Source organism: Streptomyces sp. NEAU-sy36, assembly GCF_013423905.1.
GTDB classification, from domain to species: domain Bacteria; phylum Actinomycetota; class Actinomycetes; order Streptomycetales; family Streptomycetaceae; genus Streptomyces; species Streptomyces misionensis.
This window is the reverse complement of sequence record NZ_CP058977.1, coordinates 3,592,127-3,615,849: the sequence shown is the minus strand read 5'-3', so window position 1 is coordinate 3,615,849 and position 23,723 is coordinate 3,592,127. Positions and strand designations below refer to the sequence as shown.

The 23,723-nt window shown below is 73.6% G+C and carries 20 protein-coding genes; 7 read left to right on the top strand and 13 right to left on the bottom strand.

Annotated features, from left to right (window positions below):
• Positions 1-89 precede the first annotated feature (89 nt).
• Complete coding sequence (locus HZZ00_RS16715) at positions 90-1,802, top strand: DUF4157 domain-containing protein (protein WP_374028532.1); 1,713 nt, start codon at positions 90-92, stop codon at positions 1,800-1,802.
• A gap of 311 nt (positions 1,803-2,113) precedes the next feature.
• Here HZZ00_RS16715 and HZZ00_RS16710 read toward each other — a convergent pair whose 3' ends face one another.
• The 6 genes from HZZ00_RS16710 to HZZ00_RS16685 form a co-directional block, all read right to left on the bottom strand.
• Entirely contained in the window at positions 2,114-2,755 is a 642-nt protein-coding gene (locus tag HZZ00_RS16710) for a carbonic anhydrase (RefSeq protein WP_180332930.1), read from the bottom strand.
• A gap of 159 nt (positions 2,756-2,914) precedes the next feature.
• Positions 2,915-4,078: an oxygenase MpaB family protein gene (locus HZZ00_RS16705; RefSeq protein ID WP_180332929.1), complete on the bottom strand. Its 1,164-nt coding sequence runs from the start codon at positions 4,076-4,078 to the stop codon at positions 2,915-2,917.
• Positions 4,079-4,187: 109 nt separating this feature from the next.
• Positions 4,188-5,240 (bottom strand): polyprenyl synthetase family protein, encoded by a 1,053-nt coding sequence (locus tag HZZ00_RS16700; RefSeq protein WP_180332928.1) that lies wholly within the window; start codon positions 5,238-5,240, stop codon positions 4,188-4,190.
• Positions 5,233-5,517, bottom strand: coding sequence for a polyprenyl synthetase (locus HZZ00_RS16695; RefSeq protein ID WP_180332927.1), 285 nt, complete (start codon positions 5,515-5,517; stop codon positions 5,233-5,235). The genes HZZ00_RS16700 and HZZ00_RS16695 overlap by 8 nt, the downstream gene beginning before the upstream one ends.
• Before the next feature lie 194 nt (positions 5,518-5,711).
• Positions 5,712-6,470: an SDR family NAD(P)-dependent oxidoreductase gene (locus tag HZZ00_RS16690; RefSeq protein WP_180332926.1), complete on the bottom strand. Its 759-nt coding sequence runs from the start codon at positions 6,468-6,470 to the stop codon at positions 5,712-5,714.
• The gene (locus HZZ00_RS16685; protein WP_180332925.1) at positions 6,460-6,876 is read right to left on the bottom strand and encodes an ester cyclase; all 417 of its coding nucleotides are present in this window, start codon (positions 6,874-6,876) and stop codon (positions 6,460-6,462) included. The genes HZZ00_RS16690 and HZZ00_RS16685 overlap by 11 nt, the downstream gene beginning before the upstream one ends.
• A gap of 71 nt (positions 6,877-6,947) precedes the next feature.
• Between HZZ00_RS16685 and HZZ00_RS16680 the strand changes: the two genes are divergently transcribed.
• A complete protein-coding gene (locus tag HZZ00_RS16680; protein ID WP_180332924.1) occupies positions 6,948-7,838 on the top strand; it encodes a LysR family transcriptional regulator in 891 nt (296 codons plus the stop codon).
• A 68-nt stretch (positions 7,839-7,906) separates the two neighbouring features.
• Here HZZ00_RS16680 and HZZ00_RS16675 read toward each other — a convergent pair whose 3' ends face one another.
• The gene (locus HZZ00_RS16675) at positions 7,907-9,427 is read right to left on the bottom strand and encodes a class I adenylate-forming enzyme family protein (protein WP_257585833.1); all 1,521 of its coding nucleotides are present in this window, start codon (positions 9,425-9,427) and stop codon (positions 7,907-7,909) included.
• 238 nt (positions 9,428-9,665) lie between these two features.
• Between HZZ00_RS16675 and HZZ00_RS16670 the strand changes: the two genes are divergently transcribed.
• From HZZ00_RS16670 to HZZ00_RS16655, 4 genes are all read left to right on the top strand, one after another.
• Positions 9,666-11,291, top strand: coding sequence for an NAD(P)-binding domain-containing protein (locus HZZ00_RS16670; RefSeq protein WP_180332922.1), 1,626 nt, complete (start codon positions 9,666-9,668; stop codon positions 11,289-11,291).
• Positions 11,288-12,412: an alpha-hydroxy acid oxidase gene (locus tag HZZ00_RS16665; protein WP_180332921.1), complete on the top strand. Its 1,125-nt coding sequence runs from the start codon at positions 11,288-11,290 to the stop codon at positions 12,410-12,412. The genes HZZ00_RS16670 and HZZ00_RS16665 overlap by 4 nt, the downstream gene beginning before the upstream one ends.
• A complete protein-coding gene (locus tag HZZ00_RS16660) occupies positions 12,406-13,866 on the top strand; it encodes a cytochrome P450 (protein WP_180332920.1) in 1,461 nt (486 codons plus the stop codon). The genes HZZ00_RS16665 and HZZ00_RS16660 overlap by 7 nt, the downstream gene beginning before the upstream one ends.
• Positions 13,867-13,977: 111 nt before the next feature.
• Positions 13,978-15,282: a cation:proton antiporter gene (locus HZZ00_RS16655; RefSeq protein ID WP_180332919.1), complete on the top strand. Its 1,305-nt coding sequence runs from the start codon at positions 13,978-13,980 to the stop codon at positions 15,280-15,282.
• Here the strand turns inward: HZZ00_RS16655 and HZZ00_RS16650 are convergent.
• The 3 genes from HZZ00_RS16650 to HZZ00_RS16640 all read right to left on the bottom strand — a co-directional run bounded on the left by HZZ00_RS16650 (position 15,279) and on the right by HZZ00_RS16640 (position 18,271).
• Positions 15,279-16,640 (bottom strand): cytochrome P450, encoded by a 1,362-nt coding sequence (locus HZZ00_RS16650; protein WP_180332918.1) that lies wholly within the window; start codon positions 16,638-16,640, stop codon positions 15,279-15,281. The genes HZZ00_RS16655 and HZZ00_RS16650 overlap by 4 nt on opposite strands.
• Before the next feature lie 200 nt (positions 16,641-16,840).
• Complete coding sequence (locus HZZ00_RS16645) at positions 16,841-17,458, bottom strand: GNAT family N-acetyltransferase (RefSeq protein ID WP_180332917.1); 618 nt, start codon at positions 17,456-17,458, stop codon at positions 16,841-16,843.
• Positions 17,459-17,518: 60 nt separating this feature from the next.
• Entirely contained in the window at positions 17,519-18,271 is a 753-nt protein-coding gene (locus tag HZZ00_RS16640) for a TioE family transcriptional regulator (protein WP_180332916.1), read from the bottom strand.
• Positions 18,272-18,380: 109 nt separating this feature from the next.
• Between HZZ00_RS16640 and HZZ00_RS16635 the strand changes: the two genes are divergently transcribed.
• Positions 18,381-19,544, top strand: a complete 1,164-nt coding sequence (locus HZZ00_RS16635) for an erythromycin esterase family protein (RefSeq protein WP_374028550.1) — start codon at positions 18,381-18,383, stop codon at positions 19,542-19,544.
• On the opposite strand, the gene HZZ00_RS16630 is transcribed toward HZZ00_RS16635, so the two are convergent.
• From HZZ00_RS16630 to HZZ00_RS16620, 3 genes are read right to left on the bottom strand one after another with little or no spacing between them, the layout of a single operon-like run.
• Complete coding sequence (locus HZZ00_RS16630; protein ID WP_180332914.1) at positions 19,510-21,213, bottom strand: class I adenylate-forming enzyme family protein; 1,704 nt, start codon at positions 21,211-21,213, stop codon at positions 19,510-19,512. The two genes, HZZ00_RS16635 and HZZ00_RS16630, sit on opposite strands and share 35 nt — an antisense overlap.
• Entirely contained in the window at positions 21,210-22,898 is a 1,689-nt protein-coding gene (locus HZZ00_RS16625; RefSeq protein ID WP_180332913.1) for a CoA transferase, read from the bottom strand. Before HZZ00_RS16625 ends, HZZ00_RS16630 begins: the two co-directional genes overlap by 4 nt.
• Positions 22,895-23,704 (bottom strand): class I SAM-dependent methyltransferase, encoded by an 810-nt coding sequence (locus HZZ00_RS16620; protein ID WP_180332912.1) that lies wholly within the window; start codon positions 23,702-23,704, stop codon positions 22,895-22,897. Before HZZ00_RS16620 ends, HZZ00_RS16625 begins: the two co-directional genes overlap by 4 nt.
• Positions 23,705-23,723 lie beyond the last annotated feature (19 nt).

The following is a 23,723-nucleotide window of genomic DNA, read 5'->3' as shown; positions in this document are numbered from 1 at the left end:
CCTGCGGTGCCCGCGCGGACCTGGACGTCCCTCCCGTTCGCGGATTTCACTGGGACCGCAACAGGCGTGCGTCGACGAGGAGGCAGCAGGTGCAGACGTCCAGGCCGCGCACCGAGCAGACCGAGACCCGGCAGTCGGTACGGGGCGGACCCGCCGCCCGACGGGAGGGGTCCGGTGGCGGGGCCGCCGTGCCGCCCCCGCTCACCGCGGCCGCGCTCCGCGCGGCGCAGCGCGGCGCGGGCAACGCCGCGGTGACCGCCATGGTCGCCCGCCGCGCGCACCCCTCGGCGGCCCCCGCTGGGCCAGCCCCCGCGGACACCGGCGTGCAGGACGTGCTGCGCTCGGCGGGCAAGCCGCTCACCGCGCCGGTGCGCCAGGAGATGGAGGCCCGGTTCGGCACCGACTTCTCCGACGTGCGGCTGCACACCGGGCTCGCCGCGGCCGGCTCGGCCCGGGCGATCGGCGCCCGCGCCTACACGGCGGGAAGCCATGTCGTGCTCGGCGCCGGCGGCGACGACAAGCACACCCTCGCCCACGAGCTGACCCACGTCGTCCAGCAGCGCACGGGGCCGGTCTCGGGCAGCGACACCGGGCACGGGTTCGCGGTGTCGGACCCGGGTGACCGGTTCGAGCGGGCGGCGGAGGCCAACGCCCACAAGGTCATGTCCGGTCCGGTGCCCGACGTGCAGCGATCGCCGGGGCAACCGCCGGACGCGGCGGGACCGGCGGGGCCGGACACGGTGCAGCGGGCCAGCAGCACTGTGCTGGAGAACGCGGTGGTGTCGCACTACCAGCCCAGCAAGCGCAACGCCCCGTTCGCGCAGAACCTGACCATCCAGCGTCCCCGGACGGTGACCGGTCCCATCGCTCGGACGGGCACGGCCGGTCGGCCGGCGGCACCGAACCCGTACGCGGTCAAGAAGCTCCAGGAGGTCTACGAGCAGCAGTTCGGCAAGCGCCGGTCGCCCAGCGAGGCACTGGTGTGGAAGGACCTCTTCGGCGGCGCGGGGTACGACCGCGGCCACGTCATGGGCCTGGAGGTCGGCGGCACCGACACCGAGGCGAACATCGTCCCCCAGTGGTCGCTGAACCAGGGCACCGGTATGTGGCGCCGGATCGAGACGGCGATGGCGAACCTGGGCGCGGGCAACCTCCGTTTCGAGGTGCACTACGCCTCGGCGACGGGCAACTACCGGTCGGTGATGATCCCGACCACCATCGACATCTTCCTCGACAACGCCCCCCACACCACCTGGGAGAACGCGCCGGACATCAACGACCTCATCAGGAACGGCCGGGACCCGGACGACCTGGTGGAGTACTACACACTGGTGAAGGATGAGTACGACGGGCAGACGACGCTGACCGAGGACGAGATGCACAAGTTCGCCTGGAAGGCGCTCGCCCGCGACAAGGCCGTGTCCCTCTCGTACGCGGACTACGAGAACCTCGTCGCCCAGGGCCAGACCCCCACCACCAGCACCGTTGACACCCACATGCAGGGAATGACCCTGTCGACCTTCTCCAAGGACCGCCGGAGGAAACTGATCGACTCGTACGTCGACGTGGGTCTGGTGACCGTGAACGGCTCCGGCAGCACCGCGACCTACACCCTGCAAGACCCCCCGGCTCCCGCGTCCGACAGCGACACAGATTCCAGCAGCCAGTCCGACATGGACGTGTCCGACGCCTCCCAGCAGGCGTCACAGGGGGAGCCGTTCGCCACCGTCCAGTTCGACTCGCAGGGCAGCAACTCCGACCCGGACTACAGCGACGATGACCGGATGTCGACCGGTTCCTGACCAGCCCGGTGGAGCGGCGCCTGAGGGACGGGCCAGCCCCTCAGGCGCCGGCGACCGCGGCCAGGTACGGGCCGAACTCGCCGTCCCGTCACCACGTGGTCATCACCCCGGCGCTGACTGGCCCGGCCACCGGGGGCGGCGCGAGACTCGAGAGCGAGGGCTCCGGGGTGTGACGGACGCCGGGGCCTGTTTAAAGGCTGCCCGGGTTTCGGCGTCGGTCCGTTCCCTGCACCGTTCGACTTCCTCATGCCCCCCGAAGTCGTGAACAACTGCTGTCGTAACTCGTGAACAAAGCCAGCTGACGGCGGGTCTCACCCGGCGAGGGCGGTGATCCCGCTCAGGCCGTGGGAGGAGACCAGCCGGGCGCTGCCGTCGGCCAGCCGGTAGGACAGGCCCGCCACACCGACGCGGCCGGCGGCCACCCGCTCGGCCAGCACGCGGGAACGGTCCAGCAGCAGGCCGACAGTGTGCCGGATGTGCTCGTGGAGGAAGTCCTCCTCCTGGTTCCGTCCGGCGGCGCGGGCCGCCAGGACGCTGGGGGTCACCCGCTCGACGACGTCACGGACGAAACCGGCGGGCGCCCTGCCGCCGTCGGCCGCGGCGCGGGCGGCCGCGATGGCCCCGCACGAGTCGTGGCCCAGGACCACGACCAGCGGGCAGTCCAGCACGCTCACCCCGTACTCGATGCTGCCCAGCACCTCGGCGCCGACGACATGCCCGGCGGTGCGGACCACGAACAGGTCGCCCAGGCCCTGGTCGAAGATGATCTCGGCGGCCAGCCGTGAGTCCGAGCACCCGAACATGACCGCGAAGGGGCTCTGGGCCGGCGCCGTCTCCGCGCGGCGCGCGGCGTCCTGGTTGGGGTGCTCGGGCAAGCCGGTGACGAACCGCTGGTTGCCGGACATCAGCATCTCGAAGGCGTCGTCGGGACTCCGCGTCAGTGCATCGGTCATGGCCGCAGGCTACGGCGGCCCCGCCCGGAACGCTCGGCCGGGCCCGCCGACGCCCCTCCGTTCACTCCCACGGCGGGCACGCGCGGAAGCCGGCTGTGTCCCGTGGGCGGTCGTCGCCCCTCCCGCGGGTTCCGTGTCCCGGGAGTCTTCCAGGGGACGTCAGGGGGCGACCGTCGGCGCGGGCGGTGTCCAGCGGCGGGTGCGCGGCACGGTGCCGGTGACGCCGAACTCCTTCTTCAGCTGCTCGGGGATGGCGTAGTGCATGACGCGGCCGCGGGTGAGGGAGGACAGTTCGAAGATGGTGGTGAGGTGGCCGAGGCGGTCCAGGGCCCAGGCCCCCAGCGGGGACCGGTCCTCGATGGTCTCCAGCACGCCGAGCAGGCTGGGGGCGGCCTTGACCACGCTGTCCCAGGCGGTGCGCGGGACCTGGAGCCAGTCGGCGCAGGTGTCGCCGACGAGATAGCGGATCAGGGCCGAGACGATCGGGTCGAAGAAGGTGCCGGGGACGACCTCCTCGTAGAGGTCGATCAGCTGTCGGGTCAGGTGGGCGCCTTCGGGCGAGGGGCCCATGTGGCGAATCATGTACAGGTCGAGGAACTGCCGGGCCTCGTCAAGGAACTTGGGGACGGCCTCCTGGTCGACGCCGAGCATCGCGCCGACGACGCGCCAGGCGTAGTAGTAGGCCTCCGCCCCTTCGACGCTCATGTGGATGCCGAGGCGGTGCAGACTGTCCAGGACGAGCAGGGAGAAGAACATCTGCCCGCCGATCATGTCCTCCTGGCAGATCGGCGCGCCGAGTGCCTCGACGTCCCAGCGGCCCTCCCGCCTGAGGTGATGGCGGATGGAGGCGTGCAGCAGGCGTACCTTCTGCGCGGCCGGGACGAACCTGCCGCCCGCCTCGAAGGCATCGGGCCGCATGAGGTAGACGGTGAACTGGCCGGTCTCCGCCATCCGCCTCGACGGATAGTCCAGCCCGTGCGTGGCCGACAACAGCTTCGCGACGTGGGGGACGACGTAGCAGGCGGGCATGGAGGCGAACGACAGCGCGGTGGAGATGTGCACGTTGTTGTCGATGAAGAACAGCCGGGCCCTCTCCATCTCCCCCCAGTCCACCCAGGCCGGCGGCACGGCGGTGGCCCGCAGGTACTCGCGGGCGACGTCGGGCAGCCCGTCGGGGAGCGGGGCGCCGGCCGTGGAGACGTAGCGCATCAGGGTGTTGAACGTGCCCACCTCGCCCCGTTCGAACAAGGTGGCCACCACCGCGTCGGCGAGTTCGTCCCCCGACTGGCGCAGGGCGTCCATGGAGGCATCGGTACAGGTCATGTCGGCAGTCCTTCCGGTGAGCCGCTCGGCTGCGAGGGCCGGCCGTCGTGGGGCGGATCAGTAGGTGGTCGGGCCGGTGCGGGCGACCGGGCGGGCGAGGGCGATCCGGTCAGTGACGACGGTCGGTGGCCGAGCCGGCGAGATCGGTCAGGGCCCGGCGGACCGGGTGCGGCAGGTCGAGCGTGTCCAGGCTGCCGACGGCTTCCCGCACCCGGGAGGTGATCATCTCCTCCACCTGATCGGGGGCCTTGAGGGCGGTCATCAGCTCGCGCACGTCGCGCAGATCGTCGGCGGTGAGGTCCCGGCGGCCCAGCACGCCGGCGAGTCGCTCGCGCTGGTCCGGCCGGGCGGCCCGCCAGGTCACGGCCAGCAGCGCGGTGGGCCGCCGGCCGCGGATGTCGTCCAGGCTCGCCTTGCCCGTGCGGCCGGGGTCCCCGAACAGGCCCAGCAGGTCGTCGCGCAGCTGGAACGCCTCGCCCAGCGGCAGCCCGTACGCAGACAGACCGGCCCGCAGCCGGGCGGCGGCACCGGCGAGCAGCGCGCCGATGAGCAGCGGGTGTTCGACCGTGTACTTCGCGGTCTTGTAGCGCACCACCTTCAGCGACACGAGCGGGTCGGGTTCCGCGCCGGTGCTGAGGATCTCCAGGCACTCGCCGGCGATCAACTCCCTCGCCAGGTCGCCCCACATCGGGCGCGCGCGGGTGAGGTAGGCGGCGGGCAGACCGCTGGTGGTGAACAACTGGCCCGCGAGCGCCATCAGGTGGTCGCCGACCAGCATGGCCAGCGCGCGGGCGGCGGCCCGGGCCCGCGGCCGGCCGGCGACGGCGGCCCGCAACGCCACGTGGACGGTGGGCAGTTCGTGGCGCAGCGGGCTGTCGTCGATGAGGTCGTCGTGGACGACCGCGGCGGCGTGGACCAGTTCCATGGAGGCCGCCGCGCGTACGAGGGGATCGCTGTCGGGCTGGCCGGCCGCGCGCCATCCCCAGTAGCAGAACGCCGCCCGCAGCCGCTTGCCGTGCCCGGCCGCCGCCCGCAGCTGTCCGGCCACCGGCGCGAGCGCGTCGTCGATCGCGCGAAGCCGCTCGGCCTCGTCGGCGAGGAACTCGTGCAGGACGGTGTCGACACGGGCCTTGAACCCGGCGGTGTCGAAGCGCTCAGACATCGCCGCCGGGCACCGTCCGGCGTGTCCTCGCGTGCTGGGCCAGCACCTCCAGGTGGGCGGGCGGTGCCGCGGCGCAACGGTCCAGCGCGATACGGCCGCGGGCCAGCAGGTCCTGGTGGGCGTCGCGTGCGAGGTCGGGCCCGTCGGACCGGCGCAGCAGTTGCCGTGCCGTGCCGAGGGCCGAGCTCACGGTGTTGACGGCCAGGTCCGCCAGGCCCGCCACGAGCAGGACCGCCTGCTCGTCCAGTCCCCGGCCGTCGGGCGGAGAAGAGGTCATACCGGTCGTCCCCCAGTTCTCGGAACAGGCTCCGCCGCCGTGGCGGCCGGGATGGTCCCCGGCCCGGGCGTTCCGCGGCCCGGTCGTGCCTGCGCGCTCCAGCACACTGCGTCCCGGCGCGGGCAGGCCGTCGTAGCGGGCCAAACCACCTGTTCGGGTGAACGGGGGGCGACCGGCCGTCGCGTCTAACCGGGTCAGGCTCCGGTGCGGGTCGCCCCGCCGTCGACGTGCAGGATCTGGCCGGTGACGAAGTCGGCGTCGTCCGAGACCAGGAAGGCGAGGGCGTTGCCGAGGTCGGCCGGGACCGACGGGCGCTTGATGGTCTGCATGGCCGTCGTCCGGGCGATCACCTCCTCGGCGCTCGGGCCGTTCGTCCGGACCCGGCCCAGGAAGCCGTCGGTGGCCACCAGGCCGGGCGCGATCGCGTTGACGGTGATGCCGCTCTCGCCGAGTTCGTTGGCGAGTGCCCGGGTCAGCGCGTGCACGGTGCCCTTGCTGGTCATGTAGGCCAAATCGCGGTTCTGGGTGAGGGTGATGCCCGAGCCGGTGTTGACGATGCGTCCCCAGCCGGCGGCCCGCATCCCCGGGGCGAACGCCCGGGCGAAGAGCAGGATCGCCTCGACGTTGACCGCCTGGACCCTGCGCCACAGCTCGATCGTCACGTGGTCGAGGTCGGTGAAGGGGAAGACGCCCGCGTTGTTGACGAGGATGTCGCAGCGCCCGTACCGGTCGAGGACCGTGCCGACCGCGGTGTCGACCCGGGACGGCTCACCGATGTCGCACACCAGCCCCAACTTGTCGCCGTTGCCAGGGAGTTCCCGCACGGCGTCGGCCGGGTCCTCGATGTCGACGGCGACCACGTTGGCGCCGTCCGAGGCGAGCCGCCGGCAGTAGGCGTACCCGATGCCTCGCGCCGCCCCGGTCACCACCGCCGTCTTGCCGTCAAGCACCACGGGTGAACTCCAGTCCGATCTGGGTGGCGATCCCGAAGTAGTCCTCCAGGTGCCAGGTGCGCACGATCCGGCCGTCGACCACCTGGTGGAAGTCCGAGGCCCGGAACTCGACCTCGCGGCCGGTGCCCTCGACGCCGAGCAGTTTCCCGACGTGTACTCCGCGGCCGACCGAACGCACCGCCACCATCTCATCGGACGCGACGACGTCGGCGATCGTGACGGTCAGCCCGGAGAAGGCGCCGCGCAGGTGCTCGATGCTCTTCTTCCAGCCGTCCGCACCGGGCCCGGTGCGCAGGGCCGGCACGGCCTCCCAGTCGGGCGCGAGTGCCTCGTCGACCAACGAGGTGTCCCCCGTGGCGAGGGCCTCGTAGAAGCGCTGGACGGCGATCTCATTGTCAGTGGACATGGCTCTCACGCTAGGGACGCACACCCTGAGTGATCAAAGACCTGTTCCGCACCACGTAATACGGTTCCGGCATGACGGATCTCGATCTGCGGCTGGTGCGCTACTTCATCGCCGTCGCCTCGCATCTGCACTACGGCCGTGCCGCGGCCGAACTGCACATCGCCCAGCCGTCGTTGAGCCGTCAGATCGGCCGGCTCGAAGCCCAGGTGGGCGCCCGGCTCCTGGACCGCACGCGGCAGGGCACGCGGCTCACCGAGGCCGGGGAGGCGTTCCTCCCGCACGCGCGGGCCCTGCTGCGTTCGTCCGAGCAGGCCGGGGCCGCCGCCCGGGCCGCCGCACGGCCCACCCGGATCACCGTCGGCTACACCGCGGGCCTGATCGTCACCCCGGCGGTGCGGAACGTGCGGCGCAGGCATCCCGACGCCGACGTGCGCACGCTGTACCTGGAGTGGAACGAGCCGCGCGCGGCCCTGCTCGACCGGCGGGTCGACGCGGCGGTCACCCGGCTGCCGCTGCGGACCGACGGCCTGCGGGTGACGGTCCTCCACGACGAGCCGAAGCTGCTGCTCGTTCCGCTCGGGCACCGGCTGGCCGGCAAGGAGTCGGCCACCCTCGACGACATCGCCGGCGAGCCGATCCCCCGCTTCCCGGACCCGGAGTGGGACGCCTACTGGCGCGTCGACCCGCGTCCGGGCGGCCGTCCCGCGCCCGACGGGCCCCCGGTCGAGACCATCGAGGACAAGCTCGAATGCATCGCCGCCGGGCAGGCCGTGGCCATCGTCCCGGCCGCCCTGCACGCGGCCGGGATACGCCCCGACCTCACCACGGTGCCGCTGCGCGGCGTCGAACCGGGTCACGTCGTGGTGGCGACCCGGGCCGCGGACCACAGCCGGCTGGTGGCGGCGTTCCGGACGGCGGCCAGGGACTGCCTGGGCGGCCCCGGCCCGGCACACCGGAACTGACGGATGCCGGCCGGGCGACCGGACGGCAGGGTGGCACGGATCCGCCCGCCCTTGCCGCGCGGGTCCGTTCAGGGGCGCGTCAGCAGGGCGCGCAGGGCGGCCTTGTCGGGCTTGCCGCTCGCCGCGACGGGGACGTCGGTGAGGATGCTGACGGCTGCCGGGACACCGGCCTCGCCCAGGTCCCGTGCCACCAGTTCGCGCAGCGCCGACTCCTTGGGCGCGCGGCCCGGCTGCGGGACGACGAAGGCGTGGATGGCCTCGCCCGTCCGCTCGTCCGGGACCCCGACGACGTATGCCTGGTCCACGTCGGGGTGGGAGGCGAGGACGCGTTCGATGGGGCCCGCGTAGTGCACGACGGCGTTGACGATGACGACGTCGCGCGTGCGTCCGGTCAGCCGCAGGTATCCGCCCGCGTCGAGCCGGCCGAGGTCCCGGGTCCGGACCCAGCCGTCGCGCAGGACGTCCGCGGTCTCCCGCGGGTCGTCCCAGTAGCCGCAGAACGCGTCCGCCGCCCGCACCCACACCTCGCCGGTGCCGCCCGCCGGGAGGTCGCGGCCGTCCTCGTCGCGCACGGTCATCTCGACCGTGTCGAGCGGGCGTCCCACCGTGTCGGCGAGGCTGGGGTCGGCGGCGAGTTCCTCGGGTTCGAGGAGGGTGAGCATGCCCGTCTCGGTCTGGCCGTAGGCGTGGTGGGCCACGGGTCCGAGCAGTTCGGCCGCCTCGGTCAGCCGGTGCGGGGCAAGAGGGGATCCGGCCACGACGAGGGCGCGCAGACTGCCGGTGTCCGCGCCCGCGTCGCGCACGGCGTCGAGAATGCCGTACAGGCGCGGCACCGTGGTCATGCAGGCGGTGACGCGCAGGTCGGCGAAGACGCCGGGGAAGACCGGAGGTTGCTGCGGTATGACCGCGGTGCCCCCGGCCAGCAGCGCGAGGCCCAGGTGCTCGAACATGACGGCGCTGGTGAGGGTGCCGAAGAGCAGGAACCGTTCGTAGCGCGCCGCGAGGCGCCGGACGCGGTCGGTCCAGCGTGCGGGCTGAAGGGCCCAGTGCTCCGACAGGGCCCCGTAGGTCACCATCGTGCCCTTGGGCCTGCCGGTGCTGCCGCTGGTGAGGTGGACGACGCCGACGCCGTGGCGGTCGCCGCGGGGGACCAGGTCGCCGGGTGCGGCGGTGAAACCCCTCGGGGGCCGCAGCGCGCCGGTCTCCAGGAGCCGTGACCCGACTGCCGCGGCGGCGAGCCCGGGGCGGCTCGCGGCGTCGTCCGTCACCACGGCGTCGATGTCCCGGGCGAGGATGTCGCGCAGGTGTGCACGGGTCAGTCCGGGGCGCAGTCCGACCACCTGGCAGCCGACGACGTGGGCCGCGACGCGCACCGCGAACGCCTCCGGCGTGACGCCGGTGTCCAGGGCCACGCGGGCTCCGGGCGTCAGGCCCGCGGTGCGCAGCCCCCGGACGAAGCCGGCGGTCAGGTCGAGCACTTCTCCCCGGGTGACGGTGCGTGTCCCGCACTCGAAGGCGGGCAGGTCGGGGGCGTCGCGGAAGGCGTCGACGAACGCCTGCGGAAAGAGACCACCGGGCTTTTCGTCCACTTCGTCTCCATTCTGGACCGGAAGCAGCCGACATGAAGACGGCGTGAATGTCTGGAAAGCGACCATGCCGAACGGCGAATGGGCTCACTCGGACCGCCAAACAGGCCCCACGTTAACCGACGGAAGGAATTCACCAACCCGAGTGGCGAGTGACCTACGTCACACAGAGGCGGTCTGGATCAGTGCTTTAACCATCAAGTAAGGTCCTTTCCGCCCCCACGGAAGGCAGGACGAACCCATGTCTGCTTTAACGCAGGTCGACTATCTCGTCATCGGCGGCGGCCCCGCGGGCCTCCAGGCCGGGTACTTCCTAGAAAAGAACGGCCGGGATTACCTCATCGCGGAGGCGAGCGACACTCCAGGCGCCTTCTTCACCCGTTTTCCCCGGCATAGAACGCTTATCTCGTCCAACAAGGTGCACACCGGCTGGAGCGATCCGGAGATGCGTCTGCGCGTCGACTGGAATTCCCTCCTCTCGGACGACGGACCGCTCTTCACCGCCTACTCCCCGCGCTACTTCCCACCGGCCGACGACATGGTCCGCTACCTGGCGGACTTCGCACGGACCCAGGGGCTGCGCATCCGTCTCGACACCCGGGTCACCCGCGTCACCCGGACCACGGACGGCCTCTTCGCGGCGACGGACCAGAATGGCAACGTTATCCGGGCCCGCCGGATCATCGTCGCCACGGGCGTCTCCCGGCCGTACGTGCCGGCCATCGAGGGCGTCGAGGAGGCCGAACGCTACGACACGGTGACCGTCGACCCCGCGGACTTCACCGACCAGCGCGTCCTCGTCATCGGGCGCGGCAATTCCGCCTTCGAGACCGCAGACAATCTCATCGAGACCGCCGCCGTCATCCACGTCGCCGGACCCGGCTCCCTCAAACTCGCGTGGCGGACACACTTCGTCGGACATCTCCGCGCGGTCAACAACAACTTCCTCGACACCTATCAGCTCAAGTCGCAGAACGCCGTACTGGACGGCGACATCCTGCGCATAGCACGGCAGCCGGACGGCACTTATCTGGTGAGCGTCAGATTCGCGCGCGTCGAGGAAGTGGTGAAGGACATCCCGTACGACCGGGTGATCCTGGCCACCGGATTCCGATTCGACGCCTCGATATTCGACGACGACTGCCGACCCGAGCTCGTCGTCAAAGACCGGTTCCCGCGGCTCACCAGCGCATGGGAATCCGTGAACATACCCGATCTGTATTTCGCCGGGACCATCACCCAGTCCCTCGACTTCAAAAAGTCCACCAGTGGTTTCATCCACGGTTTCCGGTACGGGGTGAAGGCGCTCGCCCGCATACTCGAACGCCGTTACCACGACCGGGACTGGCCGCACACCGACCTGCCCGCCACCGCGGACGCGGTGAGCGACGCGATCATCGCGCGGGTCAATCGCACCTCGGCCCTGTGGCAGATGTTCGGGTTCCTCGGCGACGCGGTGCTGCTCGGCGCCGACGGCGGGGCCCGGTACTGCGAGGAGGTCCCGGTGGCCCATCTGCACGAGGCCACCGCCCGGGGCGAGTTCGGGGACCTGGCCGGCTACTTCGCCGTCACCCTGGAGTACGGCGCCGACCACGACCAGGTCGACCCCTTCGACGTCACCGTCGCACGGACGCCCCAGCGGGACACCGCTGGCCTCGACGCGCGCTATCTCCACCCCGTGGTACGCCAGTTCCTGCCGGACGGCACCGGAAAGCCGGTCGCGGAACACCACCTCACGGAGAACCTGGAGAACGAGTGGGACGACCCCGGCGTCCACGTCGGCCCGCTCGGTTCCTTCCTCGCCTCCCGGCTGCCCGCCGGCAACGGCCTCCCGGCCGGCGGAGCATCCGCCGCGCCCAGGCCGTGACCGGCCCGCGGACGGGCCCGGTGTACGATCCGGCCGCCCTGGCACGCCGGGCCCGCGCGGAACTCAGGCCGGAGCACTACGACTTCATCGCCGGCGGAGCGGGCGAGGAGACGGCGCTGCGGGAGAACGAGGACGCCTTCGCCCGGCTGGCTCTGCTCCCCCGGGTGCTGCGCGGCCCCGGCCCCGACGCCGGCACCCGCGTGGGCGTGCTGGGCCGGGAGTGGCCGGCACCGCTCTTCGTCTCCCCGACCGCCTTCCACCGGCTCGCGCATCCCGACGGCGAACTGGCCACCGCGCGTGCCGCCGCCGCGACCGGGACCCCGCTGGTCACCGGCATGGCCGCCACCACCGCCGTCGCGGACGTCGTCGCCGCGGCCCGCGCGCGGGACCCGGAGGCCGTCGTCTGGTTCCAGCTGTACCTCCAGCCGGAACACGAGGTCACCGCCGAACTCGTGCGCCGGGCCGAGCGGGCGGGCTGCTCCGCCCTCGTGGTCACCGTCGACTCCCCCGTGTTCGGGAACCGCACCCGGGACCTGCGCAACGGCTTCCACGACCTGCCGCCCGGTCTCGCGGCCGAGAACATGCGGGACCTGCCCGGGGCCGCGCCCGGCGGCACCCGTGACATCGCCATGTGGCCGGCCGGCTGGGACGATCTGGGGCGGCTGCGCGACCTGACCGACCTGCCCCTCGTCCTCAAGGGCGTGCTGCATCCGGCGGACGCGCGGGCGGCGGTCGAGCGGGGTGTGGACGCGCTGCTCGTGTCCAATCACGGGGGACGGCAGCTCGACGCCGCTCCGGCGGCGGTCGAGGCGCTCCCGGCCGTCGCCGAGGCCGTCGCGGGACGGGTGCCGGTCCTCATGGACGGCGGGGTGCGCCGCGGAACCGACATCGCGCTCGCCCTGGCCCTGGGAGCGGTCGCCGCCGGTGTCGGGCGGCCGGTGCTCTGGGCGCTGGCGACGGCAGGCGAGGACGGGGTGACGGAGCTGCTGAACGCGCTGCGCGAGGACTTCGCCCATGTGCTCGCCCTGTGCGGCGGGCACCGGCCCGGGGACCTCACGGCCGACCAGGTGGTCACGCGCGCCTTCCCATGCCGCCGGCCGAAGGAAGGACGAGCATGGTGAGCCGGAAAACGGCGGCGGCGACGGCCCTGGGCGGCGCGCTGCTACTGTCCCTGCCCGCCTGGCTGCCCGGCCGGGTCGTCGCCCTGCGGATGAAGGTCTTCGCCCGCGTCAACGGCGACGAGGGCATACCGCTGCCCAGCGCCGTCTTCGGCGCCGACCGCTTCCAGGAGGTCTACGGCCACCCCGCCGCGGGGGGCCGCAGCAAGGGCGCGGCGCTGTCCGACCTGTTCTGGTACTGGCTCGCGCCGGGCGCCGACGTCCACCAGGAGCATCTGGAGGCCGGCCCCCGCTACGACGAGGTGGCCCGGCGCACGCTCGACATCCTCTCCGGCCCGTCGGCCGAGCTGTACGCCGCCGCGGCGAGCGCCACCCGGCGCGTCCTGGAGACGGCGGACACCGGTCGGATCCGGTCCGTACGGCTGCGTGACCTGATGATGCCGGTGTGGGCCGAGTTCTTCTACGAACTGGTCTTCCGGGAGCCCTGCCCGGCCGAGGCCCGGCGGCTGATCGTCGCCCATGCCACCGACGTGGTCGACGCCCTCAAGTGCACCCGGCCGCGCCACATGCGCCGCAGGAACCGGCTGACCCGCTATCTGCTGCGCCGGCTGGCCGCCGGTGACGTGCCCCACGAACTGCCCGGCTGCCTGACCCGCCGCCAGCAGGCGTTCTATCTGCAAGGCACCTTCTTCAACACCGCCGTGGTCCAGATGTCCGAGGCGATGGCCCATCTCCTGCTGGCCCTGGCCCAGCACCCGGACGTACAGCGGAAGGTGGCGGACGGGCCCGACGACGACCGCTACCTGTCGTATGTCATGAACGAGACGTTCCGGCTGTTCCCGCTGTTCGGGGTGGCGCACCGCATCACCACCGCCGACATCGCGCTCGACGGCCTGCCCACGATCCCGGCGGGCTCCGTCCTCACCTTCAGCTACCCCGACTACCACGCCACCGGCCACACCGATCCCGAGCGCTTCGATCCGGAGCGCTGGGCGACGCTGTCCGCGAAGAACGCCCACCACATCCCCTTCGGCGTCGCCGCCAACCGGCCCTGTCCCGCCTGGCGCCTCGCGCCGGTCGTGATGCGCGCCGCGACCCGGGAGGTGCTGGCCCGCCACGTGCTCGACTCACCGGTCGGGCACACCCGTTCCATCCCCCACCGCGCTCCCTGTCTGCTGCTGCCCCGCGAGCGGCCCTCCTCCCGGACCACCAGGCTCGTGCTGCGCACGGCGCTGGCCGTGCGCGACCGGGCCGAGGACGTCGGACGCAGCCTGCTGCAACTGGTCCTCGGCACCTGGATGGTGCTGGACGCCCGCCGCACCAGGCCCGCCACGACGTACTTCGCCCGGTACGACACCGAGGGCCGTCCGCTGAGCACCGGCGACGCCGCGCCGGGTGCCGGGGCGGGACGGGCGCACGGCCCGGCGGCCTGCCCGTACCCGGGCCACAGGGCGTGAAGGCGTCGTCCCCGCAGGCTCTCGTGGACCTCCCCGGGTCCGCACGGGCCTCCATGGGTCTTCATGGGCCCCGAAGGTCTCCCCACAGGTCTCCTCCCCCAGGAGTCATCGTTGTCGACCACCGAGATGGGCCCGGCGTTCTTCCTGGCCGTGGCCGTCATCCTCACCGTCTGCCGTCTCGTCAGTCTGCTCCTGCGTCACCTCGGCCAGCCGCCCGTGGTCGGGGAGATGGTCGCCGGGGTGGCCCTCGGGCCGTCCGTTCTCGGCCTCCTCTCCCCCGGCCTGGAGAAGTCCCTGTTCCCGGACGAGATGCGACCCGTGCTGTACGTGGCCGGGCAGGTCGGTCTCGTCGTCTTCATGTTCCTGTCCGGCTACGAGTTCCGGACCGACCGGCTGCGGTCGGTGGGCCGCACGGCGGTGCCCGTCTCCGCGGCCGGCATCGTCGTGCCCCTGCTGCTCGGCTCCGGGCTCGCCTGGGCGGCGCACGGTGCGGTGGACCTCTACCCGGACGGTGTCTCGCCCACGGTGGGCGCGCTGTTCGTCGGGGTCACCGTGGCCATCACCGCGTTCCCGATGCTGGCCCGGATCATCACCGAACGCGGCCTGACCGACACCCGTTTCGGCTCGGTCGCGCTGGCCTCCGGCGCGCTCGACGACGCCGTGGCGTGGGTGCTGCTGGCGATGGTGCTGAGCATGGCGGGCGGCAACGCGGACACGTTCCTGCTGGCCGTGGCCGGCGCGGTCGGACTCGCCGTGTTCCTCGGTGTCTTCCTCCGCGTCCGGGCCAGGGCCCTGGAGCGGGCGCGACGGCTCACCGAGGAGCACATGCTGCTGGTCACCGTGCTCCTGCTGTTCCTCGCCGCCTGGTACACCGACCGCATCGGCCTGTACGCCGTGTTCGGCGCCTTCAGCCTCGGCGTGGCCTTCCCCCGCGACCCGGTGGTGACCCGCGCCGTGGCGGCCATCGCACCGATCAGCCGCATCGTGTTCCTGCCCCTGTTCTTCACCTACTCGGGGCTCAACACGGACTTCACGCTGCTGTCCGGCAGTGGTCTGATCCTGTTCACCGTCGCCTGTGTGGCGGTGGCGATCATCGGCAAGTTCGGTGCCTGCTGGGCGGCGGCGCGGATGCTCGGCGAGCCGCCGCAGACCGCCCTGCGGGTGGGCGCGTTGATGAACGCGCGCGGGCTGATGCAGCTCATCGCCATCAACGTCGGCCTCAGCGCGGGCATCGCCTCGCCCGCCCTCTTCGGCGTCCTGGTCGTCGTCGCCCTGGTGACCACGGTGATGACGGCTCCCGTGCTGACGCTCCTGGACCGGCGTCAGGCGGCTCGGCACCCGGACGAGAACGATCGGCGCACCGGCGCGACGGCCCGTCCCGCCCCCTCCCGGGGAGGGGGTGAGGGCAGCGGCTAGGGGCGCGCGGCCGCCGTGCGCGGCCGCGCCGTCATGACGAGGTCGCGCGGGTGGTTGGTGGAGGTCATGACTCCCCGGACCCGCCTGCCCGGGACGGGTTCGAGGCGCCACTGGTTCACCACGGCCACGACCGTCGCCGTCATCTCCGCGCGGGCGAACGACTCGCCGATGCACTGGTGGCTTCCGGCGCCGAAGGGGATGAAGGCCCCCCGCGGGGCGGCCGGCCGGTCGGGCAGCCAGCGGTCGGGGTCGAAGCGGGTGGGATCGGGGAAGTGGCGCGGGTTCCGGTGCAGCACCAGGGCGCTGAAGACGAACTCGGTGCCCCGCTTGAAGTGGTGGCCGCCGAGTTCGACGTCGGTGACGGCCCGCCGGATCGTGACGCCTCCGGGGTTGGGCACGCGCAGTGCCTCGTCCACCGTCCGCCTGGTGCGGGGCAGTTGATCGAGCCGGTCGAGGTCGAAGGGCGCCCCGGACTGCTGCCGGACCTCCTCGTAGAGCTCGCGGTCGGCGTCCGGGTGCAGGCCGAGCTCGTGGAAGAGCCAGGCCAGTCCGCCGGCGACGGTCTCGGTGCCGGCGACCAGCAGGGTGACGACCTCGTCGTACACCTGCTGGGAGGTCATGGTGTCCGCGGTGGACGCGTCCTCGGCTCTCAGGAGCAGCGTCAGCAGGTCGGGTTCCCCGTCCGGCGGGCTGCCGCGGCGGGCGTCGATGAGGTGGTCGATGACGTTCCGCAGGCGGCGGTGCGCGTCCGCGAGGCGGCGGTTGCCGGGGGTGGGCAGCCGCTGCCAGAGGTTGGTGGGGTCCAGGACACGGGTGTACATGCCCCGCAGGACGAGGGGCACCGTGTGGCGGATCTCGGCCGCGAGTCGTTCGTCGAGCGTCGTGGAGAACAGCGTCGAGGCGAGGACGGCCAGGGACAGGTCGTACATCTCCCGGGTGACGTCGATGGCCTGGCCCGGCCGCCAGGACGCGGCACGAGCGGTGGCCGTCTGCGCCATCGTCCGGGCGTGGCGGGCGATGTGGGTGTGGTGGAACGCCGGCTGCATCAGGCGCCGTTGGCGCAGGTGGAAGGAGCCCTCGGAGGTGGCGAGGCCGTTGCCGAGGTAGTCGCGGAGCTTTTCGAACGAGCGTCCCTTGGCGTAGTCGGCGGCGTCGCTCACCATGACGCGGTGGACGAGGTCGGGGCTGGTGAGGACGTAGGCCGGCTTCGGGCCCAGATGGACCGCCACGATCGGGTCGTAGGCGGTGAGGGTGTCCAGGAACTCCAGGGGCCTGCGCCACATGTGCAGGCCATGGCCGATCAGGGGCAGGCGGCCCCGCGCGACCGGTGGGGGCGCGGGGCGGGCGGCAGCGGTCATCAGCGCTCCTCCGGCCGGGACGGCACTCGCGGCGGTCCGGGTGGCGTGCCGGGCGACACGGTCGACCACACGCGGACCTCGACGGCTTTCGCCTCCGTCACGGCACGTACCGAGTGTGACGGAAGGAGCGCCCAGCGTGGTAGACCCGGCCCCGTGTCACTCGTCCGGGCGTCGAGCCGGGCGCGGAGGAACCGCCGCGGTCAGCCGCGCGGGTGCCCGGCCGCCTCCGGCCGGCCACGATGGCGGAACCATTCCGGTGCCAGGATCGACATGACCGTCGCGTCCACCCGCTCGCCCTCCCAGAGCAAGGCATCCCGCAGCACGCCCTCGGCGACGAACCCCGCCTTCTCGTAGACGCGGCGGGCGCGCGGGTTGAAGGCGTACACCTCCAGCGAGATGCGGTGCAGGCCCAGTCGCTCGAAGCCGTGGCCGACGATCAGCCGGGTGGCCTCCGTGCCGAGACCGCGTCCGCGGGTGCCGGGCGCGAGGCAGATGCGGAAGCCGCAGCTTTCGTTGGACGGGTCCCACTCGTGGAGGACGGCCTCACCGACGACGTGGCCCGTCGTCCGCTCGACGACGGCGAGGTCCAGCCGGTCGTCCTGGTCCCGGCGGGTGCCGTACCAGTCGCGTATCCGCGCCTCGTCGAGTTCCCCGCCGTCGTGGCTGCCGGTCAGCCGGGACGTCCCGGCATCCCGGAACAGCGGCAGCAGCGCGGGTACGTCGTCCACCGTGACGGGCCGGAGCAGCACCCGCTCGCCCGTGAGCGTGGGCTTGTCGAGGAAGTCGGGGCGCGGCGCGTTCCACACGTGATCAGCCATTGCCGCATTGTGTACGGCCCCCCCACCCGGCGTCCCGTGGTTGTCCGCAGGGCGCTCGGCTCAGCCACGGTCCTCGCGGAGCCGGAGGTACGCGTCCAGTTCCGCGGCTCCGGTCAGCAGCGCTCGGCCTCTGGCGGACAGCCGGGCGTGCCAGTCGCGCAGCGCGGTCGCCAGCGGCTCCGGCCCGCCGGCCGCCCGCACCTGGGCGATCAGCGGGGCGATCTGCCCCAACAGGTAGCCGCCACGCCTGAGTTGATGGGCCATGTGGGCGTCGCGCACGTCGGCCTCGTCGTAGACGCGGTAGCCGGTGCGAGGGTCGCGGCGCGGGCTGACGAGCCCCGCGCGCTCCCAGGTGCGCAGCGTGGCCGGCCGGATGCCGAGGCGCCCCGCCAGGGGACCGATGAAGGTGCCGGCGGGCCCGGACCGCGGCGTGGCGTCGGCAGCGGGCTCGGGCGGCGGGGTGGGCGCCAGATCCCGCAGGGCGCGTTCCACGGCCCGCAGGGTCTGGCGGTCGTCGAGGAGTTGGGCGTGGCTCTCGTCGACGAGGCGGAGCGCGTCGTCGGTCGCGCCCTGGTTGACGGCTCGCATGATCGACGTCGCCGTCCGGTGTCCGTGGCCCGGCACCAGGGCGAGGAAGGCGCGCAGGGCCCCCGCGTGCAGCGGGGTGTAGGTGCGGTAGCCGTGCGGGGTGCGATCGGCGGCCGGGAGGATGCCGTCCGCCTCGTAGTTCCTGACGGCCTGGGTGGACAGACCGTGCGCACGGGCCAGATCGACCGGCCTGAGCCGCTTGCCGCTTTGAGGGTTTCGCGCCATGTGGCGGACGATAGCGCGAAAAAGTTTACACCGAAGCTTCAACGATAGCGTTGAAGCCGTGATTGCCGACATCGAGAACACCACCCATGCCGTCGACGCCGCCGCCGTCATGCGGCTGCTCCCGGGCCGGCCCCGGATGCTCGCCCTGGGCGAGCCCACCCACGGCGAGGGCACCTTGCTCCGGCTGCGCAACGAACTCTTCCGGCAGCTCGTCGAGGAGGAGGGGTACCGGACCATCGCGATCGAGAGCGACTGCCTGAGAGGACTGGTCGTGGACGGTCACGTCACCTCGGGCACGGGCACGCTCGACCACGTCATGGAGCACGGATTCGGTCACGGCTGGGGCGCCTTCTGGGCCAACCGTGAACTGGTGCGCTGGATGCGGGCGTACAACGACGGCCGGTCCCCGTCCGAGCAGGTGCGCTTCGCCGGATTCGACGGTCCGCTGGAGACGACCGGCGGCGCGAGCCCCCGAGGAGCCCTGACCGCCCTCCACGGCTACCTCGCGGAGCGGGTCGACGCCCGGCTGCTCCCCTGCACCGCGCAGACGCTCGACCACCTCCTCGGCGCCGACGACCGGTGGACCGACCCCGCCGCCATGACGGATCCGGCCCGGTCCGTGGGGCGGTCGGCCGAGGCCGGGGAGCTGCGGCTGCTCGCCGACGACCTGGTGGCCCTGCTCGACGCGCACGCACCGCACCTGCGCGCCGTGTCCACGCGGGAGGACTGGGACCGGGCGCGACTGTACGCGCGCACCGCGACCGGGCTGCTGCGCTACCACCACGGGACGGCCGACACCTCACCCGCCCGCATGACGCGGCTGTGCGCCCTGCGGGACCTGATGATGGCCCGCAACCTGTGTGCCCTCGCCGAGCGGGGCCCGGTGCTCGTCCACGCCCACAACTCCCACCTCCAGCGGGAGAAGAGCTCGATGCGGATGTGGCAGGGGCCGGTGGAGTGGTGGAGCGCCGGCGCGCTGGTGAGTGCGCGGCTCGGCGACGCCTACGCCTTCCTCCCCACCGCCCTCGGCACCATCCGGCACCGGGGCGTGGACACCCCGGCCCCGGACACCGTCGAAGGCCTCCTGTACGCGCTCCCGAAGGACCGCTGCGTGGTCGACACCGCGCGGCTGGCCACCGTCCTCGGCGACGGGCGGCCGGCACACCGCGCGTCGCCGTGGTTCGGGTACGCCCCGTTCGACCCCGCCCACCTCGCGGACAGCGACGGCCTCGTGTTCGTCAAGGACGTCTCGGCCGGGGACGCGCGGGGCTAGGCGCGCCGAGTCGGCCCGCGTGCCGGGCCGCGCGGGCCATGAGCGTCTGGTAGGAGATCTTGCCCGTCGGGCCGAGCGGCATCTCGTCGACCGTCAGCAGCAGTTCGGGGTGCTTGCGCCGGGACAGGCCGCGGGCCCCCAGGTGGGCCGTGAGGTCCGCCAGGGTCGGGGTGGGGGCGCCGGGGGCCGGGCGGACGCAGGCGCACAGGCGCTCGCCGAGGTCCGGGTCGGGCACCGGGACGCACACCGCCTCAGCGACGGCGGGGTGGCGGCCCAGTTCGTGTTCGACCTCGGCGAGGCTGATGTTGAGGCCGCCGCGTACGACGATGCGCTTGAGCCGCCCCAGCACGTGCAGTCGGCCGTGCTCGTCCAGCCGGCCCAGGTCGCCGGTGCGGACCCAGCCGTCGGGGGTGCGGTAACGCGCGTCCAGATCGGGCGCGTTGACGTAGCACATGGGGGTCATGGGCCCCAGTGCCTCGATCTGCCCGCTGTGCCCGGGGGGCAGCGGTGCGCCGTCGGGGCCCGTGATCCGGATGCGGGCGACGGCGGGATCGGGGGTGCCGACGCTGTCGCCAGGCGGGTGACTCTCCCCCGCCGTATGGCAGTTCACGCCGTCGGAGGAGCCGTAGACCGTCACCACCGGGCGGCCGAAGCGCCGGCGGCACACCTCCGCGACGGCCGGGGGCAGGGCGGCGCCGCTGGAGACGACGGACCGCAACGACGAGGTGTCCTCGCCCGGTTGGACCGGTAGTTCGGCGATCCGGCGCAGCATGGTGGGCACCGCGAACAGATGTGTCGGACGGTGCTCCGCGATCAGTCGCAGCGCGTCCGCCGGGTCGAACGCCGACGGCACGATCAGGGTGCCGCCGAGCACGGCGAGGGTGACCGGTGTGCCGAGCGAGCCGAAGGAGGAGGCCAGCGGGACGAGGACGAGGTGGCGGGGCGGCACCGCGGGGTCCGGGTTCAGGGACCGTACGTAACGGGCCCGGCCGCCGGCCAGCGCGTGATGGCTGTAGGCGACCATCTTCGGCTCGGTCTCGGAGCCGGAGGACATCAGGATGCGGGCGGGTCCGTACGGGTCGGCCCGCCGGGGTGTCCAGGGGCGCCGGGGCCGTGGTGCGTGCAGGCCCGGCACGCGGTCGTGGCCCGGGCCGGGGACGAACACCGTGCGCAGGTCCGGGAGTCCGGCGAGGGCCCGGGTCCGGTGGGCCGGGGCGAGGACGGCGCCGCGGGCGCGGGCGCGGGCGAGCAGGGCCCGGGTGTCGCGGTCGTCGGTGCTCGGGGGCAGCGGCAGGGCCACCGCGCCGATGGCGTACACGGCGAGTTCCGCGGCCACGGCGTCGCGTCCGTCGGGCAGCCGCAGCGCCACCACGTCACCGCCGCCGAGGCCCGCCTCGGTGAACAGGGCGCCGATCCGGCGGACTTCGGCGTCCAGGGCCGCGTAGGACAGCGTCCCCGCGTCGTCCACCAGGGCGGTGCGGTCCGGGTGTTGCCGTACCCGGGCGGTGAACAGCGTGTACAGATCACCGTCCGGGCACAGGCCCGCCCGCACCCAGGCCCGTCGCCGGGCGCGGGGCACGAGGTCGGGGAAGGACACCCCGGCGCGTGAGGTCCATACCCGGTGTCCGTCCCGGCCCGCGGCCAGGACGGCGGGGACCACGGTCGTCATGCGAACTCCCAGGGCGCGTGCGGGCGGGCGTGGCCGGTGCCCCGGTCCGGTGGGGCGATCGCCGTGCGGAAGGCCGGGTCCCGGGCCAGGGCCGCCAGGTCGGTGCGGACAGGGGTGGCGGTCAGGCCGTGCGCGGCCAGCCGGAGCGCGCACTCCTCGGTGGTGAGGCCGCGGTCGGGCAGTCCCCGCAGCGCCTCGGGGTGGGCGCGGGCCTCCGGGCCGAGGTACAGGTGGCCGTCGGCGGTGGGCAGCGGCCTGTCCAGCGGCGTCCAGCGGGCCCGGTGCGCGGGACGCGGGATCAGGGCGGCGGCGGAGACCAGGCTGGAGTCGACCCGGCAGCCGCGCCCGGTCCGCTCCCGGGCCGCCAGCGCGGCCAGCACGCCCTGCGCGCAGACCAGTCCGCCGAGCACGTCGGTGAGGGTCATCAGGGAGGGGGCGGGCGGTTCGCCGTACGGCCGTACGGCGGCGGCGAGCCCGCTGTGCACCTGGGCCAGGTAGTCGGTGCCCAGGGGCGGCCGGTCGCCGAGGGTGTCGCCGAAGCCGGAGGCCCAGGCGTACACCAGGGCGGGACGGGCGGGCAGCAGGTCGGCGTCGTCCAGGCCGAGCCGGTCGGCCTTGCCGGGGGCCCAGTTGTGCAGGAAGACGTCGGCTTCGGCGGTCAGCGCGCGCACGGTGTCCCGGCCCGGCGCGGTGGTGAGGTCGGCCTCGACCACCCGTTTGCCCGCGTTGAGGGCGGTGAACCGGGCCGAGGTGCCGCCCGCGAGCGGGGCGAGCCAGCGCATCGGGTCGCCGCCGGGGGGTTCGACCCGGATCACCTCGGCGCCCAGCATCTGCAGGACATACCCGGCGAGCGGGCCCTGCACCCTGCGCGTGGACTCCACCACCCGCAGCCCGGTCAGGGGCAGGGCGGCGCCCGGCGCGTGGACCGCGGGGCGCGGCGCGGGCACGCCGCCGTCGGGGCGCGCCGGTGCCGGGGTGAGCCGCCAGGGGGCCGGGTGGACGGGCGGGGCCGGGTCGGAGCCGACGGTGAGCAGGCTGACGCCGCTGTGGTGGGCGGCGGCCCGCAGGTCCGCCAGGGTCCGGCCGAGGGCGGCCTGCCGCAGTTCGCCGGGCAACGGGCAGACGGCGGTGGCGAACCGCTGCTGGAAGGGCAGCCAGCCACGGCCGGCGAGCGGGGCGGGCACCCCGAGCCGGGCCCAGAACTCCCGCCAGGCCGAGGGGTCGAGGGTCTCCACCTCCACGCGGGCACCGTCGGAGGTGTCCAGCGTCGCCAGTCCGGGCCCGGACACCTCCGGCTGTTCCGGACCGTCGGCCGTGGCGGCGGCCAGGTACTGGCCGAGCGCCAGCAGCGCCCCCTGGGCCACCGAGGTGCGCGCCTCGCGCAAGTCCAGCCCCCGGGCCCGCCCGATCCCGGCCGCGGTGGCCCCCTGGGCCGCGAGGACGCCCGCCACCACCGAGGCGTAGTCGACGGCCAGCGGAACGGGGCCGCCCGTGGCCCGGCCGTGGACGTGCATGAGACCGCAGGCCGCCTGCACGGCGCGCTCGTCGGGCATGTCCATGCCGACCGGGCCCGCCCAGTCGAGGGTGTGCGATACCACCACCGGCGGCGCCGTGCGCCGCAGCAGCCGGTCGGCGACGGCGGTGGCGACCGCCGGGTGTGCGGCGGTGCGAAGAGGCGTCGTCACCCGCGCCCCTTGCCGGGCCGGCGGCCCTGCACCGAGTAGAAGACGCTGGAGGCGGCGCGGAACGACGGGTCCCGCATCAACCGCCGCACGCGGTCCAGCTCGTCGTCGGTCAGGCCCTGGGCCAGCAGCCGGTCCCGCAGGTTGCGGGTGTGGTTCAGCTGGAGCCCGAGGCCGGGGTCCTGGGCGTGGCGGACGCCGATGTGCAGGTGGACGTCGATGCCGGTCAGGCCGGCCGCGCGCAGGGCGGCCGGCACCCGGCGTCCCCAGTGCGGGTCGCCGCCCGCGGCGCGCAGCGCGGCCGCCTTGGCGCGCAGGAACCGGACGTACAGCTCCTCGGCGGCCGCGTCCGGGGTCAGCAGCGGCGGTTCGTAGGAGGCGTCGATCTCGTCGATCTGGAGGAGGCCGCCGGGCCGCAGCGCGCGGACGAGCCGCCGCAGCACCGTGTCGCGGTCCGGTACGTGCTGGAGGACCAGACGTGCCACCACCAGGTCGTAGGTCTCCTCCGGCAGCGGGTCGCGGGCCACGTCGAGCGCGGCGACCTGGAGGCGCGGGCCGGGCACCAGGTCGCGGGGGTCACGGTCGGTGGCGAGCACCGAGCCGTCCGGGGCGACCCGGTCGGCGAGCCAGCGCGCGATGCTGCCGCCGCCCGCACCGATCTCCAGACAGTGCCAGCCCGGGCCGACCCCGGCGGCGGCCAGCCGGGGCAGGGTCACCGGGTCGTAGGCGGCCTCCAGGCAGCGGTGCTGGTCGCGGCTGTAGGCGGTGCCGTTGTCGAAGACCGCTCGGGCGGGAGCCGGCGGTGTCATGAAGGGGTTTCCTTTCGCC

Coding starts and splice junctions, on each gene's coding strand:
- HZZ00_RS16710 (WP_180332930.1), bottom strand. CDS start 2,755: ATGACCGATGCACTGACGCGGAGTCCCGACGACGCCTTCGAGATGCTG.
- HZZ00_RS16705 (WP_180332929.1), bottom strand. CDS start 4,078: ATGACCTGTACCGATGCCTCCATGGACGCCCTGCGCCAGTCGGGGGAC.
- HZZ00_RS16700 (WP_180332928.1), bottom strand. CDS start 5,240: ATGTCTGAGCGCTTCGACACCGCCGGGTTCAAGGCCCGTGTCGACACC.
- HZZ00_RS16695 (WP_180332927.1), bottom strand. CDS start 5,517: ATGACCTCTTCTCCGCCCGACGGCCGGGGACTGGACGAGCAGGCGGTC.
- HZZ00_RS16685 (WP_180332925.1), bottom strand. CDS start 6,876: ATGTCCACTGACAATGAGATCGCCGTCCAGCGCTTCTACGAGGCCCTC.
- HZZ00_RS16680 (WP_180332924.1), top strand. CDS start 6,948: ATGACGGATCTCGATCTGCGGCTGGTGCGCTACTTCATCGCCGTCGCC.
- HZZ00_RS16670 (WP_180332922.1), top strand. CDS start 9,666: ATGTCTGCTTTAACGCAGGTCGACTATCTCGTCATCGGCGGCGGCCCC.
- HZZ00_RS16660 (WP_180332920.1), top strand. CDS start 12,406: ATGGTGAGCCGGAAAACGGCGGCGGCGACGGCCCTGGGCGGCGCGCTG.
- HZZ00_RS16650 (WP_180332918.1), bottom strand. CDS start 16,640: ATGACCGCTGCCGCCCGCCCCGCGCCCCCACCGGTCGCGCGGGGCCGC.
- HZZ00_RS16645 (WP_180332917.1), bottom strand. CDS start 17,458: ATGGCTGATCACGTGTGGAACGCGCCGCGCCCCGACTTCCTCGACAAG.
- HZZ00_RS16640 (WP_180332916.1), bottom strand. CDS start 18,271: ATGGCGCGAAACCCTCAAAGCGGCAAGCGGCTCAGGCCGGTCGATCTG.
- HZZ00_RS16635 (WP_374028550.1), top strand. CDS start 18,381: ATGCGGCTGCTCCCGGGCCGGCCCCGGATGCTCGCCCTGGGCGAGCCC.
- HZZ00_RS16630 (WP_180332914.1), bottom strand. CDS start 21,213: ATGACGACCGTGGTCCCCGCCGTCCTGGCCGCGGGCCGGGACGGACAC.
- HZZ00_RS16620 (WP_180332912.1), bottom strand. CDS start 23,704: ATGACACCGCCGGCTCCCGCCCGAGCGGTCTTCGACAACGGCACCGCC.